The organism is Streptomyces sp. NPDC050546 (assembly GCF_044457425.1).
Taxonomy (GTDB): Bacteria; Actinomycetota; Actinomycetes; order Streptomycetales; family Streptomycetaceae; genus Streptomyces.
Genome location: NZ_JBITGX010000002.1, coordinates 343,909 through 356,953, shown reverse-complemented (window position 1 = coordinate 356,953; position 13,045 = coordinate 343,909). Strand labels below are relative to the sequence as shown.

General features: G+C 71.8%; 14 protein-coding genes. 6 read left to right on the top strand and 8 right to left on the bottom strand.

Features of this window, described 5'->3' with window-relative positions; genetic code table 11:
- Positions 1-56 precede the first annotated feature (56 nt).
- The 5 genes from ACIBK5_RS06365 to ACIBK5_RS06345 are packed head-to-tail and all read right to left on the bottom strand — an operon-like array spanning position 57 to position 5,295.
- Positions 57-929: a glycosyltransferase family 2 protein gene (locus tag ACIBK5_RS06365; RefSeq protein ID WP_399017291.1), complete on the bottom strand. Its 873-nt coding sequence runs from the start codon at positions 927-929 to the stop codon at positions 57-59.
- Between the two features lie 5 nt (positions 930-934).
- Positions 935-1,714 (bottom strand): CDP-alcohol phosphatidyltransferase family protein, encoded by a 780-nt coding sequence (locus ACIBK5_RS06360; protein ID WP_399016793.1) that lies wholly within the window; start codon positions 1,712-1,714, stop codon positions 935-937.
- Positions 1,692-2,753 carry an iron-containing alcohol dehydrogenase family protein gene (locus ACIBK5_RS06355; RefSeq protein WP_399016791.1) on the bottom strand — a complete coding sequence of 354 codons (1,062 nt, stop codon included), beginning with the start codon at positions 2,751-2,753 and terminating at the stop codon, positions 1,692-1,694. The genes ACIBK5_RS06360 and ACIBK5_RS06355 overlap by 23 nt, the downstream gene beginning before the upstream one ends.
- Positions 2,741-3,493, bottom strand: a complete 753-nt coding sequence (locus tag ACIBK5_RS06350; protein WP_399016789.1) for a sugar phosphate nucleotidyltransferase — start codon at positions 3,491-3,493, stop codon at positions 2,741-2,743. Before ACIBK5_RS06350 ends, ACIBK5_RS06355 begins: the two co-directional genes overlap by 13 nt.
- Positions 3,490-5,295 carry a DUF5941 domain-containing protein gene (locus ACIBK5_RS06345; RefSeq protein ID WP_399016787.1) on the bottom strand — a complete coding sequence of 602 codons (1,806 nt, stop codon included), beginning with the start codon at positions 5,293-5,295 and terminating at the stop codon, positions 3,490-3,492. The genes ACIBK5_RS06350 and ACIBK5_RS06345 overlap by 4 nt, the downstream gene beginning before the upstream one ends.
- A 277-nt stretch (positions 5,296-5,572) precedes the next feature.
- On the opposite strand from ACIBK5_RS06345, the gene galE reads away from it, so the two are divergent.
- The 3 genes from galE to idi all read left to right on the top strand — a co-directional run bounded on the left by galE (position 5,573) and on the right by idi (position 8,606).
- Positions 5,573-6,544, top strand: coding sequence for a UDP-glucose 4-epimerase GalE (galE, locus tag ACIBK5_RS06340; RefSeq protein WP_399016785.1), 972 nt, complete (start codon positions 5,573-5,575; stop codon positions 6,542-6,544).
- Positions 6,545-6,711: 167 nt separating this feature from the next.
- Positions 6,712-7,650 carry a cation diffusion facilitator family transporter gene (locus ACIBK5_RS06335; protein ID WP_399016783.1) on the top strand — a complete coding sequence of 313 codons (939 nt, stop codon included), beginning with the start codon at positions 6,712-6,714 and terminating at the stop codon, positions 7,648-7,650.
- Between the two features lie 362 nt (positions 7,651-8,012).
- Positions 8,013-8,606: an isopentenyl-diphosphate Delta-isomerase gene (gene idi, locus ACIBK5_RS06330; RefSeq protein WP_215117303.1), complete on the top strand. Its 594-nt coding sequence runs from the start codon at positions 8,013-8,015 to the stop codon at positions 8,604-8,606.
- Between the two features lie 53 nt (positions 8,607-8,659).
- Here the strand turns inward: idi and ACIBK5_RS06325 are convergent, their stop codons facing one another.
- On the bottom strand, positions 8,660-9,160 hold the full coding sequence (locus ACIBK5_RS06325; protein ID WP_399017289.1) for an ATP-binding protein: 501 nt from the start codon (positions 9,158-9,160) through the stop codon (positions 8,660-8,662).
- A gap of 218 nt (positions 9,161-9,378) precedes the next feature.
- Here ACIBK5_RS06325 and ACIBK5_RS06320 point away from each other — a divergent pair, with 218 nt between their 5' ends.
- On the top strand, positions 9,379-10,134 hold the full coding sequence (locus tag ACIBK5_RS06320; protein WP_399016781.1) for an enoyl-CoA hydratase/isomerase family protein: 756 nt from the start codon (positions 9,379-9,381) through the stop codon (positions 10,132-10,134).
- On the opposite strand, the gene ACIBK5_RS06315 is transcribed toward ACIBK5_RS06320, so the two are convergent.
- Both ACIBK5_RS06315 and ACIBK5_RS06310 read right to left on the bottom strand, forming a co-directional pair.
- Complete coding sequence (locus tag ACIBK5_RS06315; RefSeq protein ID WP_399016780.1) at positions 10,121-10,756, bottom strand: DJ-1/PfpI family protein; 636 nt, start codon at positions 10,754-10,756, stop codon at positions 10,121-10,123. The genes ACIBK5_RS06320 and ACIBK5_RS06315 overlap by 14 nt on opposite strands.
- 30 nt (positions 10,757-10,786) lie before the next feature.
- Complete coding sequence (locus ACIBK5_RS06310) at positions 10,787-11,746, bottom strand: GlxA family transcriptional regulator (RefSeq protein WP_399016778.1); 960 nt, start codon at positions 11,744-11,746, stop codon at positions 10,787-10,789.
- A 114-nt stretch (positions 11,747-11,860) separates the two neighbouring features.
- Here ACIBK5_RS06310 and ACIBK5_RS06305 point away from each other — a divergent pair, with 114 nt between their 5' ends.
- Positions 11,861-12,730, top strand: a complete 870-nt coding sequence (locus ACIBK5_RS06305; protein WP_399016776.1) for a hypothetical protein — start codon at positions 11,861-11,863, stop codon at positions 12,728-12,730.
- 81 nt (positions 12,731-12,811) lie between these two features.
- Positions 12,812-12,943: an LPFR motif small protein gene (locus ACIBK5_RS06300; protein ID WP_251057699.1), complete on the top strand. Its 132-nt coding sequence runs from the start codon at positions 12,812-12,814 to the stop codon at positions 12,941-12,943.
- Positions 12,944-13,045 lie beyond the last annotated feature (102 nt).

The following is a 13,045-nucleotide window of genomic DNA, read 5'->3' as shown; positions in this document are numbered from 1 at the left end:
GCCGGGGGCCAGGGTACGGCCCGGGTGCTCCCGGATACTCCCGGACTACGAGCTTGTCAGATGACGGGGGGCCGGCCCAGCCGGGTCAGCCGCCACACCGTACGCCACTTCATGGGCCGGCGGGGTCCGCACGGGGTCGTCCAGCCCTCGCGGAATCCGCCGAACCAGGCCCGCAGGGCGGGGCGGGAGGGACGGCGTACGAGGGTGAGCAGCAGCCACACCCCGAGGTAGACCGGGACGAGCGGTGCGGGGAGGTTTCTGCGGGCCAGCCAGACGCGGTTGCGGGCGACCATGCGGTGGTAGACCGCGTGCCGCGAGGGAGCGGTCGTCGGGTGGTACAGCACCATGTCGGACCGGTAGTCGATCATCCAGCCCGCGTCGAGGGCCCGCCATGCCAGGTCGGTTTCCTCGTGGGCGTAGAAGAACTCGTCCGGGAGTCCGCCGACGTCGGCGAAGACCCGGGTGCGGACGGCGTTGGCTCCGCCGAGGAACGTGGTGACGCGCGAGGAGCGCATCGGGTCGGCGGCGCGCAGCCGGGGCACGTGGCGGCGCTGGGTGACACCGGTCTCGGGGTCGGCTATGCGGAAACTCACGATGCCGAGCTTCGGGTCGTCCTCGAAGGCCTTACGGCACAGCCCCGCGATGTCGTGGCTCGCGAGCAGCCCGTCGTCGTCCAGGAACAGCAGGATGTCGACGTCCCGCCCGGCCGGGCCGAAGGCCTCGATGCCGACGTTGCGGCCGCCGGGGATGCCGAGGTTCTCGGGCAGTTCGATCGTGCGGACGCCCTCCGGGACGTCCGGGACGGGCGAGCCGTTGCCGACGACGACCACCTCGACCGGGTCGCCGTCCTGCTTGGCGACCGAGTCGAGGAGCGCGCGCAGTTCGTCGGGGCGGTTGCCCATGGTGATGATGACGGCGCCGGCCTTCATGCCGCTCACTTCAGCCTGCTCGAAGCGAGGATGGACACGAGGTGCAGCAGGGTCTGCACCAGCGCGATGCCCGCCATCACGGCCACGCCGAGCCGCGAGAAGAACAGGTCGCCGCGGGCCTGGTCGACGATGGCCAGCACCAGGATCACCAGGGACGCCTCGATGCCGAGGATCAGCCGGTGGAAGTTCAGGGCGGCGGCGGCCTTGCGGGCCAGCGCCATGCCGGAGGAGCGCATCTCGGACGCGGCCTCCTTGACAGGCGGCTTCCCGGACTGGTGCCGGGCGACGCCGACGAGGTCGGTCTCGGCCTTGATCAGGATGGCGCCGAGGGCGGCCAGGGTGCCGAGGAAGGCCCACAGCCAGTCGATCCGGCCGCTGCCCCACAGGTCGGCGGCGCGCAGGCCGAAGCCGACGAGCACCGCGGCGTCGGTGAGGTAGGCGCCGACCCGGTCGAGGTAGACGCCGTTGAGCGAGTACTGCTTCTTCCAGCGCGCGACCTCGCCGTCGACGCAGTCCAGCAGGAGGTACATCTGGACCATGACGACGCCGAGAACGGCGCCCGCGATCCCCGGCACCAGCAGGGCCGGGGCCGCGAGCACACCGAAGACGGTCATCAGGTAGGTGAGCTGGTTGGGCGTGACCCTGGTGTTGACCAGGTAGCGGTCGACCCGCAGGGACACCTCACGCATGTAGAGGCGTCCCATCCAGTGCTCACCGCTGCGCCGGTCCTTCACCCCCGCGGGGTGAACGACGGGGCGGAGTTCAGCTACCGATGGCCTTGACATAGTCGGCGTACGTGTCCTTGATCTGTTCGGTGTTCAGGTCGAGGTGTTCGAGGATGGTGTAGCGGCCGGGCCGGGTCTCCGGGGCGAACTCGACGGCCTTGACGAACTCGTCCGTCGTGAAGCCGATCTCGTCCGGCAGCACGGGCAGCCCGTGCCTGCGCAGCACCTCGGCCATGTACGCCGACTCCTCGTGGGCTCCGCGCAGCCACATCGCGAAGGCCGCGCCCAGTCCGCACTGCTCGCCGTGGGCGGCGGCCCGCTTCGGGTAGAGCAGGTCGAAGGCGTGGTTGATCTCGTGGCACGCCCCGGAGGACGGCCGTGAGTCGCCCGACACCGACATGGCGATGCCGCTGAGGACCAGCGCCTCGGCGAGCACCTGGAGGAAGTCGTTGTCGCCGATGCCGCCGGGGTGCCGGAGCACGGCCTCGCCGGCCTGGCGGGCCATGGCAGCGGCGAGGCCGTCGATGCGCTCGCCCTTGACGCGGTTGGCCAGCTCCCAGTCGGCGATGGCCGAGATGTTGGAGACGGCGTCGCCGATGCCGGCGCGGACGAAACGGACCGGGGCCTCACGGATGACGTCCAGGTCGATGACGACCGCGATCGGGTTCGGCACGCCGTACGAGCCGCGGCCCGCGTCGTTGTCGAGGGTGGCGACCGGGGAGCACAGACCGTCGTGCGCGAGGTTCGTCGGCACGGCGACCAGGGGCAGCCCGACACGTGCCGCGGCGAACTTGGCGCAGTCGATGATCTTGCCGCCGCCGAGGCCGACGACCGCGTCGAAGTGGCCGGCCTTTATGTCGCTCGCCAGCCGGACCGCGTCGTCGAGGGTGCCGCCGCCGACCTCGTACCAGGTGGCGCCGGGCATGCTCGGCGAGATGCGCTCGCGCAGCCGGGCGCCGGAGCCGCCGCTGACGGCGACGGCGAGGCGGCCGGAGTGCGAGATGCGCTCGTCGGCGAGGACACAGGCCAGGTCGTCGAGGGCACCCGGGCGGATGTCGACGACGAGCGGGGAGGGGATGAGCCGGGTCAGTACTGGCACGCGATCTCCCGTCCGCGGGCGAGATCGTCGTGGTTGTCGATCTCCACCCACTTGACGTCGCCGATCGGCGCCACGTCGATACGGAAGCCGCGGTTCACGAGTTCCTGGTAGCCGTGCTCGTAGAACTGCTGCGGGTCGGTCTCCCACACGGTCTTGAGCGCGTCGGCCAGTTCGGGGGCCGCGTCGCCCTCGATCAGGGTGACGCCGATGTACTCGCCGGTGGCCTCGGCGGGGTCCATCAGCTTGGTGATCTTCGTCATGCCCTTGGCGGGGTCGACGACAACCTTCATCTCCTCGTCGGCCAGGTCCTTGACCGTGTCCAGGGCGAGGATGATCTTCTTGCCGTCGCCGCGGGCGGCGAGCAGCGTCTTCTCGACGGAGACCGGGTGGACGGTGTCGCCGTTGGCGAGGATCACCCCGTCCTTGAGAGCGTCACGCCCGCACCACAGGGAGTAGGCGTTGTTCCACTCCTCGGCCTTGTCGTTGTCGATGAGGGTGAGCCTGACGCCGTACTTCTGCTCCAGCGCTTCCTTGCGCGCGTAGACGGCCTCCTTGCGGTAGCCGACGATGATGCCGACCTCGGTGAGGCCGACCTCCGCGAAGTTGGCGAGGGTCAGGTCGAGAACCGTCGGTTCGCCCTCTATGCCCGCAGGACCCACCGGCACCAGAGCCTTGGGAAGGCTGTCGGTGTAGGGGCGCAGACGCCGTCCGGCGCCGGCCGCCAGCACGAGGCCGATCATGCGGGTTCTCCTTCATCGTGTACGGCGGGCGCCCCTGCGGACACCCAGAAGCGGATGCTCTCGAAGAGCACCACCAGGGCCACGGCCACGGCGAGGACCGTGAGCGCGACCGTGAACTGCGAGGCGGTGAGCAGCGCGGCGAGGACGGTGACGAGCAGCGTCCGTCCCTCGTGCCCCCCGATGGAACGCACCAGCCAGGCCGGGGACGCTCCGGCGTTGCCGCGGATGCGGTACACCGTGTCGTAGTGATGGTAGGCGACCGCGGCCACCAGCCCGAAAGCCGCAGGAAGGGCTCCGTTCACGTCCGCCTTGGCGGCGAGGACAAGGACGGTGCCGTATTCGGCGGCGCGGAAGAGCGGCGGGACGAGCCAGTCGAGGGCGCCCTTGAGGGGCAGGGCGACGGCGGCGGCCGAGGTGAGCGCGTACAGGGCGGCTGCCGCTACCGGCAGGACACTGCCGTACGGTTCGAGCGCCGCAGCGAGGACCAGCAGGACCGCGCCGGGCAGGGCGACGAGGAACCGGGCGCCGACTCGCGGCTTGGCGGGCAGCTTGCGCAGCGCCCGTGCGAGCGCCTCGGCCACCGGCCCACTGTCCGCCAGGTCGGCCAGGGCGCCCGCCGCCCGGTCCGTCCGCTGTGCCTTCCGCGTCAGTGACCGCAGCACCCGGCCCGCCGTGGTGTAGGTCGCCGCGAAGGCGCAGCCGATGAGCAGCGCGTAGAAGGTGATGCGCGGGGTCGTGGCCGCCGTGAGGACCGCGATCATCGCCCAGCGCTCGCCGATGGGCAGGACGATCATGCGGCGCACCCAGACCGTCCAGCCGACGCTGTCGAGCTTGCCGGAGAGGGCGGCGGTGGGGCTGGTGTTGGCGGTGGCGTCGTGGTTGGCCTCGTTGAAGGAGAAGTCCACGACGTGCCGGCAGGTCTGCAGGACCATGGCGCCCAGGGCGAGGGCCCAGACGTCGTCTCCGCCGCGGGCGGCTCCCAGGGCGAGGCCGGCGTAGTAGGCGTACTCCTTGGCCCGGTCGAAGGTGGCGTCGAGCCAGGCGCCGAGCGTGGAGTACTGCAGGGAGTAGCGGGCGATCTGGCCGTCGACGCAGTCCAGGACGAAGGACGCGATCAGCAGGACGCCGGCCGCGACGAAGCCGCCGCGGGTGCCGGTGGCCGCGCAGGCCGCCGCTATGAGGGCGGTGATGAGCGAGGCGGTGGTGACCTGGTTCGGGGTCAGGCCGCGGCGGGCGCACCAGCGGGCGATGTAGCGGGAGTACGGGCTGATGCAGTAGGTGGTGAAGAAGCCGTCGCGGGACTTCACGGCCGACTTCAGGCGTACGGCCTCGTCGTCGATGTCCGCCACCGACTGCCGCGCCTCGTTGCGGGTCTGCGGGTCGGCGGGGACGGCGGCGACGAGACTGCCCAGCTCGGGGCGGTGCACCTCGGTGCCGTCGCTGTCCAGGGCGGTGAGGATGCGGTCGGCGAGGCTGTCGACCAGGGTGGTGCCGCCGCCCGCGGAGTTCTCGCGGGCCATCGCCCGGGTGAGGGCCTGACGGCCGCCCGGCTGGGCGGTGACGGCGCCCGGGATCGCGGCGAGCGGGAAGCGGGGGTCGGTGAGGCCGAGCCGCAGTGCGTGCACATGCCCCACGAACCGGGCGTCGACCAGGGCGACCCGCTCCTCGCCCGGCACCGCTGCGAGCAGGGTCTCGGCCTCGGCGGTGTCGGCCGCGCTCCGCACGTCGAAGCCGAGGGACCGCAGATCGGCCTCGATCGACGATCCGGGGACCGGCTGACCGGTGAGGATGGCGGTCGGCAACCGAATTCACTCCCTGGTACCGACGCGTCCGCGCCGGTGCAGTGCTGGGTGGGGGCGCCCGCTCCGGTGGCTCCCGGGCGGCATGTCGGCAGAGGCTATCGGATACCGGGAAGGCCACGTTCACCGCCTGTTAGGCAGATCGATCAACGTGGTTCGCACAAGCCTTTGCCACGATCATCATCGGGGATCCGGGGCCCGCCCCACAAACCGCGCCTCCCAGACCGGACATCGGGGACATCGCGTGGGGCCCGGCGGTGGCGGCATAGGGTGAGCGACCATGACTTGGCTGATCACAGGCGGGGCCGGCTACATCGGGGCACATGTGGCGAGGGCCATGACCGAGGCCGGGGAGCGCGTTCTGGCGCTGGACGACCTCTCGGCCGGGGTGCCCGCGCGGCTCCCCGACGACGTGCCGCTCGTGAAGGGGTCGTCGCTCGACGGTGAGCTGCTTGAACGAGTGTTCGCCGAGCACGGCGTGACGGGTGTGGTGCATCTCGCGGCGCGCAAGCAGGTCGCCGAGTCCGTCGCTCAGCCGACGCGGTACTACCGGGAGAACGTCGGGGGTCTGGCGACCCTGCTGGACGCGGTGGCCGGGGCCGGCGTCGAGCGCTTCGTGTTCTCCTCGTCGGCGGCCGTGTACGGCGACCCGGGTGTGGACCTCATCACGGAGGAGACGCCCTGCGCGCCGGTGAACCCGTACGGCGAGACGAAGCTCACCGGTGAGTGGCTGGTGCGGGCGGCGGGGCGGGCACACGGGATCTCCACCGTATGTCTGCGCTACTTCAACGTGGCGGGCGCGGCGGCGCCGGAGCTGGCCGACACGGGTGTCTTCAACATCGTCCCGATGGTCTTCGACCGGCTGACGCGCGACGAGGCACCGAGGATCTTCGGCGACGACTATCCGACCCCGGACGGCACCTGCGTCCGTGACTACATTCACGTCGCCGACCTGGCCGAGGCGCATCTCGCGGCGGCCAGGCGGCTCGCCGGCGGGGACGTCACGGGCGATCTGACGGTCAACATCGGCCGCGGCGAGGGTGTCTCGGTGCGCGAACTCATCACGGTCATCGGCGAGGTCACCGGCGACCGGCGGCCGCCGCTCGTCGAGGGGCGCCGCCCGGGGGACGCCCCGCGGGCCGTGGCCTCGGCGGCCCGGGCGGCCGAGGAACTCGGCTGGACCGCGCGGCGCGGGGTGCACGAGATGGCCGAGTCGGCGTGGCGCGGCTGGCTGCTGCACCACGGTTCGTGAACCGCTCCTGACGCGTTGAGGGTGCCCTGACCTGCGTATCGTTTCCGCAGGTCAGGGCACATGACAACGGTGTTCAGTGCCGCGTTGCACATACCCCCTCCCCGTAGTTCACTGGGGTGCCCGGGCACGAGCCGACAGACATCGGGCAGACACAGGAGGCGGCTTTCATGGGGGCTGGACACGATCACGGGCACGCGCACGGAGCGTCGGCCGGTGGTACCGCGACGTCGGCGTACCGCGGCAGACTGCGGGCCGCGCTGGCGATCACGGTCGGCATCGTGGTGGTCCAGATCGTCGGCGGGCTTCTCGCGGACTCGCTCGCGCTCGTCGCGGACTCGGCGCACATGGCGACGGACGCGCTGGGCCTGGGCATGGCGCTGCTCGCGATCCACTTCGCGAGCCGCCCGCCCAGCGACCGGGCCACGTTCGGCTACGCACGCGCCGAGATCCTCGCCGCCCTGGCCAACTGTCTGCTGCTGCTCGGGGTCGGCGGGTACGTCGTGTACGAGTCGGTCCAGCGCTTCATCACCCCGGCGGACACCGAGGGCGGGACCGCCGTCGTGTTCGGTGTGATCGGCCTGGTGGCGAACATGGTGTCGCTGGCGCTGCTGATGCGCGGCCAGAAGGAGAGCCTGAACGTGCGCGGCGCGTTCCTGGAGGTGGCGGCGGACGCGCTGGGCTCCGTCACGGTGATCATCTCGGCGACCGTGATCATGCTCACCGGCTGGCAGGCCGCCGACCCGATCGCCTCGCTCGTCATCGCCCTGATGATCGCGCCGCGCACCTGGAAGCTGCTGCGCGAGACGCTCGACGTCCTGCTGGAGGCGGCGCCCAAGGGCGTCGACATGGCGGAGGTACGGGCCCACATCCTGGCGACCGACGGGGTGGAGGACGTCCACGACCTGCACGCCTGGACGATCACCTCCGGCATGCCGGTGCTCTCGGCGCATGTGGTCGTCAGCTCGGAGGCGCTGAGCGCGATCGGCCACGAGAAGATGCTCCACGAGTTGCAGGGCTGCCTCGGTGACCACTTCGACGTGGAGCACTGCACCTTCCAGCTGGAGCCGACCGGGCACGCGGAACACGAGCCGCATCTCTGCCACTGACACGGTGGCCGATGGGCGGTGGCCGCTGGGAGGCGGCTGACGAGCGGTGTCCGCTGAGCGGTGGCTGACGAGCGATGGCTGACGAGGTGTTCGGGGCTGGTGGGGCGCATTCCGATGTGAGTGCGCCGGGGGACGCAGCGCTACGGCGCACGCCCACGCCCTGCCCCTCCCCGCACCGGCAGGGACGATTTTCGGCCCATCGCGCCGGGCACGATCAGCTCCTGGGTCCCTCCACCGGCGTCGAGCGGCGCCGTCCGCGCTCCGCGCTGCCGCGCGGGGACATGCGGGCACGTCGCGAAGTGCCGGGAGTGCCGGATTCGTACGGCAGACTTGGGGCGCGAAGACCGATGTGAAGGATGGGTATGCCGATCACACCTGCCACCGCGACGCACAACCCGTCGAACGGCACCGCAGACGCGATTTTGCTGGAACTGGTCGACGAGGACGGCGTGACGATCGGCACCGCGGAGAAGCTCGCCGCCCACCAGCCCCCCGGACAGCTGCACCGCGCGTTCTCCGTGTTCCTCTTCGACGAGTACGGCAGGCTGCTGCTCCAGCAGCGCGCGCTGGGCAAGTACCACTCCCCCGGTGTGTGGTCCAACACCTGCTGCGGCCACCCCTACCCCGGAGAGGCGCCCTTCGCGGCGGCGGCGCGCCGGACCTTCGAGGAACTCGGCGCGTCCCCGTCCCTGCTGGCCGAGGCGGGCACGGTCCGCTACAACCACCCGGACCCGGAGTCCGGTCTCGTGGAGCAGGAGTACAACCACCTCTTCGTCGGCATGGTGCAGGCCGTGCTGCGGCCGGATCCGGAGGAGGTGGCGTCGACGGCGTTCGTGACCCCGCCCGAGCTGGCGGAGCGGCATGCCAAGGACACCTTCTCGTCCTGGTTCATGACCGTCCTGGACGCGGCCCGGCCGGCGGTCAGGGAGCTGACGGGAGAGTCGGCCGGCTGGTGACGAAGAAGACCCTGACGGCAGGGCCGGACAGGCTTTGAGGAACCGGGCAGGCCTCAGGGGAAGCGTGCGGGCTTGAGCGGCAGGGCGGCCCAGATCACCTTGCCGCCGCTCGCGGTGTACTCGACCTCACACCTGCCGCCCGCCTCCCGGGTGACCTCGCGCACCAGGAGCAGTCCGCGGCCGCCGGTCCGGCCGTGGTCGGCCTCCAGGGCGGTGGGCCGGTACGGGTGGTTGTCCTCCACGGACACGCGCAGCCACTCCGCCCCGACGGCCACCTCGACGGCGACGGTGGGCGACAGCACCGCCGCGTGCTTCACGGCGTTCGTCACCAGCTCCGAGACGATCAGCAGCAGCCCCTGGGCCAGGTCGTCCGAGACCGGCACACCCTGACGCAGCAGCAGGTCCCGTACGGCATGCCGCGCCTGCGGGACCGAGGCGTCGACAGCCGGCGCGGTGAACCGCCAGACCCCCTCGTACGGCAGCGGATCCGCGGGCCCGAGGGGCACCGCGCCGCCCTGTGGACGTGGGCCGGACCCACGCCCCTCGTCGTCCATCGTCCGGTCGCCACCCTCGCGCTCGATTGTCGCCACGTCTCGAGTGTTGGTAACGATGCGCTCCGCACCCCGGGACTGAACAGAAGTCAGCAACTATCGAGCACTTCTGACCGTTGGCGTATGACACGGTCAGTTGTGGGACTGGTCCTGTCCCTGTTGTGCCGTCTCGGCGAACTATTCGGGTTGTACGGGTTTGCCTTGCGGATAGCATCCGGCGCATGGAGCCGCAGCTGCTGAACAGCGTGACCGACTCGGTCGCGACGGTCGTCATCCGTCATCCGGAGAAGCGCAACGCCATGACGGCCGCGATGTGGCGCTCGCTGCCGCCGCTGCTGGAGGGGCTGGCCGGCGATCCGGCCGTCCGGGCGCTGGTGCTCACCGGCGAGGGCGGGACGTTCTGCGCCGGGGCCGACATCTCGACGCTCCGGGGCTCGCCGGAGGACGCGCAGGGGCTTGCCGTGCGGGCCGAGGAGGCGCTCGCCGCGTTTCCGAAGCCGACGCTGGCCGCGGTGCGCGGACACTGCGTGGGCGGCGGGGCGCAGCTGGCGGCGGCCTGTGATCTGCGGTTCGCCGAGGAGGGCGCGCTGTTCGGCGTTACGCCCGCGAAGCTCGGCATCGTGTACCCGGCGTCCTCGACCAGGCGGCTGGTGTCCCTGGTGGGTCCGGCCACCGCCAAGTACCTGCTGTTCTCCGGTGAGCTGATCGACACGGAGCGGGCACTGCGCACCGGCCTGGCCGACGAGGTGCTGCCCGAGGGCGAACTCGGCAAGCGGGTCGCCGAGTTCACCCGGATCCTGGTGTCCCGGTCGCAGCTGACCCAGGCGGCGGCGAAGGAGTTCGCGAACGGCGGTACGGACCGGGACGCGCACTGGGCCGGGCAGGCGCGCGCGAGCGGCGACACCGCGGAGGGTGTCGCCGCCTTCCTGGAGCGCAGGCAGCCGCGGTTCGGCTGGAGTGTGCCTACGTCTGGCTGACGTCGGCGTAGGACCGGAGCCGTTCCACGAGGTGCGCCGGCGCCTTCTGCGGTGATCCGGCGTCGTAGGGCGGCTGGGGGTCGTACTCGGTGAGGAGCTGGATGAACCGGGCGTGGTCGTCGCCCGCGATCCGGCCGAGCAGGGTCAGCCCCATGTCAATGCCGGCGGAGACGCCGGCGGCGGTGACGTACTTGCCGTCGGTGACGACCCGCTCCCCCGTCGGCTCGGCGCCGAAGCGTGCCAGCTCCTCCAGGGCGAGCCAGTGGGAGGTCGCGGGGCGACCCCGGAGGAGTCCGGCGGCGGCGAGCAGCAGGGAGCCGGTGCACACGGACGTCGTCCAGGTGGTGTGGGCGTCGACCTCGCGCAGCCAGTCCAGGAAGGGCTCGTGCTCCATCAGCGGCTCTTGGCCCGGGCCCCCGGGGACGACGACGATATCGGGCTCGGTCACGTCGGCGAAGGTCCGGTCGGCGGTGAGCGCGAGGTTCCCCGACTCGTTCCGGACGGGGCCGGTGCGCTCGGCCACGAAGACGGTTTCCGCGTCCGGTACCCGGCTGAGGGTCTCGTACGGGCCGACGGCGTCGAGGGCGGTGAAGCCGTCGTAGAGAGCGATGGCGATCTGCATGGATTGGTCCCTTGTGGTCGGGTGAGGAGCTCAGGGCGTGGTCGCGGGGCGGAAGCGGCGGCGGTACTCGGCCGGGGGCGTCCCGAGGGCTTTGACGAAGGCCCGGCGCATGGCCTCGGGGGTGCCGTAGCCGCTGGTGCGGGAGATCTCCTCGACGCCGTCGGTGGTGTCCTCCAGGAGACGGCGGGCGTGTTCGAGGCGGACCCGGTCCACGTACCGCCCGGGCGTCATACCGGTCTCGGCCCGGAAGGCGCGGGCGAAATGGCGGGGCGACAGGCGGGCCCGGGCGGCGAGCGCGTCCACACAGAGGTCGGCGTCCGGGCGTTCGGTGATGAACCGCTGGACGTCCCGGAGGGGCTCGCGATGAGCGGTCTGGGCTTCGAGCTGGGCGCTGAACTGGGCCTGGTTCCCGGGGCGCCGCAGGAAGACCACCAGGTGGCGGGCGATGGCCAGGGCGGCGTCCCGGCCCAGGTCCTCCTCGACCAGGGCCAGGGCGAGGTCGATGCCGGCGGTGACTCCGGCCGAGGTGGCGATGTGCCCGTCGCGTACGTAGACGGGGTCGGGGTCGATCTCGATCGCCGGGTGGTCGCGGGCCAGCCGGTCGCAGTACGCCCAGTGCGTCGTGGCGCGGCGGCCGTCCAGGAGCCCGGCCTCGGCGAGCACGGCCGCACCGGTGCACACGGAGACCAGGCGCGCGGCACGCGGCCCGTGCTCGCGCACCCAGTCGACCAGGCGCGGGTCCGGATCCAGGGAGCCCGGACCGCCGGGGACGAGCAGGGTATGCGGGTCGGACGCGCCGTCCAGGGACTCGTCGGGTACGAGGGTCAGGCCGCTGGTGGTCCGCACGGGCGCGCCGTCCGGGGAGGCCGTGCGGATCCGGTACGTCCCCGGGGAGAGCAGCTCCGCTCCCGCGAAGACCTCCACGGGCCCCGTGACGTCGAGACTCTGCACGCCGTCGAAGAGGACGGCGAGAACGGTGCGCTGGGCCATGCCCTTGATTCTTCGCGGACCCGGAGTGTGTCCGCAATGACGAACTTCCCACCTTTCCTGCCATGGGATGGGCGACCCTAGAAGGCATACCAAGCGGTTGGTAACCTGCCGGGCATGACGACTGCCGCCCTTGAGCCGCGCGCCGGCCGACGCTGCCAGAACGTGCTCAACTCCCTGCACGCGACCCACTACTTCTCGCCGGATCTGGGACGGGAAGTGGGTGCTGCCGGGATCACCCACCCCCACGCCGTGAACTTCGCCGTACGGGCCGCAGCGTTCGGACCGGTAGGGCCCGGTGCGGTGGCCGCGTCCTTCTACAACTACAAGTACGAGCTCGTGGCCCGGCATGTGCCGGCGGTGTGGGAGAGCGCCACACCCGGCGAGGTGCTGGCGGCACGCGCGCGTGCGGTCGACGCGACGCTGCGGCGCCTGCTGGGCGAAGAGGCCCTGGCGTCGGCGGAGATGGCCGAGGCCGCGCGGCTCGCGCTGCGCGCCACCGAGGCGTGTTCGCGCGGCGCGCGGCCGCTGTACGCCGCCCATGCCGACCTGCCCGTCCCCGAGGAGCCGCACCTCGCGTACTGGCACGCGGCGACCCTGCTGCGCGAGCACCGGGGCGACGGGCATCTGGCCGCCCTGATGTCCGCGGGTCTTGACGGTCTCGAGGCGATGGTGACCCACACGGCGACGGGCAAGGGCATGGCGCCGAAGTGGGTGTTCACCACCCGGGGCTGGAGCCAGGAGGACTGGGACGCGGCAACGGACCGGCTGCGTGAGCGCGGGCTGCTGGACACGGCCGGCGAGCTCTCCGAGCGGGGTGCCGCCCTGCGCGAGGAGATCGAGCGGGAGACGGACCGGCTCGACCGGGCCCCGTACGAGCACCTGGGCCCGGAGGGCGTGGCCCGGCTGACCGAGCTCGGCACCGGCTTCGCGCAGGCCGCTTTCGCGGCAGGGGCCTTCCCCGCGGACCTGATCGGCAAGAGCTGAGGGTGTGACGCATGGTGAGGCGTCCGTGAGGTACCCGGCCTCTCCCGATCGGTGCGGTCGGGAGAGGAAAGGGGAAACACCGTGTTCCGTGCTATCGCAGACGTGCTGCGCCAGATCGGCGGCGCCGTCGCCACCGTCGTGACCCTGCCCTTCCGGGCCCTGGCCCGGCTCTTCGGCGGGGCCTCGTCCGCCACCCGCAGCCGCAGGGCCTGACCGGGGGCCGGCGGCGACCTGCCGGGCGTACCGCCCTGGACCCCGAGTGTCGGTGTCACCTGCCACAATTGCCGCGCAACCTCAGTGGAGAAGGCGGTACGG

Excerpts from the sequence above, each read along its gene's own strand:
- ACIBK5_RS06315 (WP_399016780.1), bottom strand. The coding sequence starts at position 10,756 with ATGCAGATCGCCATCGCTCTCTACGACGGCTTCACCGCCCTCGACGCC.
- ACIBK5_RS06320 (WP_399016781.1), top strand. The coding sequence starts at position 9,379 with ATGGAGCCGCAGCTGCTGAACAGCGTGACCGACTCGGTCGCGACGGTC.
- ACIBK5_RS06335 (WP_399016783.1), top strand. The coding sequence starts at position 6,712 with ATGGGGGCTGGACACGATCACGGGCACGCGCACGGAGCGTCGGCCGGT.
- ACIBK5_RS06360 (WP_399016793.1), bottom strand. The coding sequence starts at position 1,714 with ATGTCAAGGCCATCGGTAGCTGAACTCCGCCCCGTCGTTCACCCCGCG.
- ACIBK5_RS06305 (WP_399016776.1), top strand. The coding sequence starts at position 11,861 with ATGACGACTGCCGCCCTTGAGCCGCGCGCCGGCCGACGCTGCCAGAAC.
- ACIBK5_RS06365 (WP_399017291.1), bottom strand. The coding sequence starts at position 929 with ATGAAGGCCGGCGCCGTCATCATCACCATGGGCAACCGCCCCGACGAA.
- idi (WP_215117303.1), top strand. The coding sequence starts at position 8,013 with ATGCCGATCACACCTGCCACCGCGACGCACAACCCGTCGAACGGCACC.
- galE (WP_399016785.1), top strand. The coding sequence starts at position 5,573 with ATGACTTGGCTGATCACAGGCGGGGCCGGCTACATCGGGGCACATGTG.
- ACIBK5_RS06310 (WP_399016778.1), bottom strand. The coding sequence starts at position 11,746 with ATGGCCCAGCGCACCGTTCTCGCCGTCCTCTTCGACGGCGTGCAGAGT.
- ACIBK5_RS06325 (WP_399017289.1), bottom strand. The coding sequence starts at position 9,160 with ATGGACGACGAGGGGCGTGGGTCCGGCCCACGTCCACAGGGCGGCGCG.
- ACIBK5_RS06350 (WP_399016789.1), bottom strand. The coding sequence starts at position 3,493 with ATGATCGGCCTCGTGCTGGCGGCCGGCGCCGGACGGCGTCTGCGCCCC.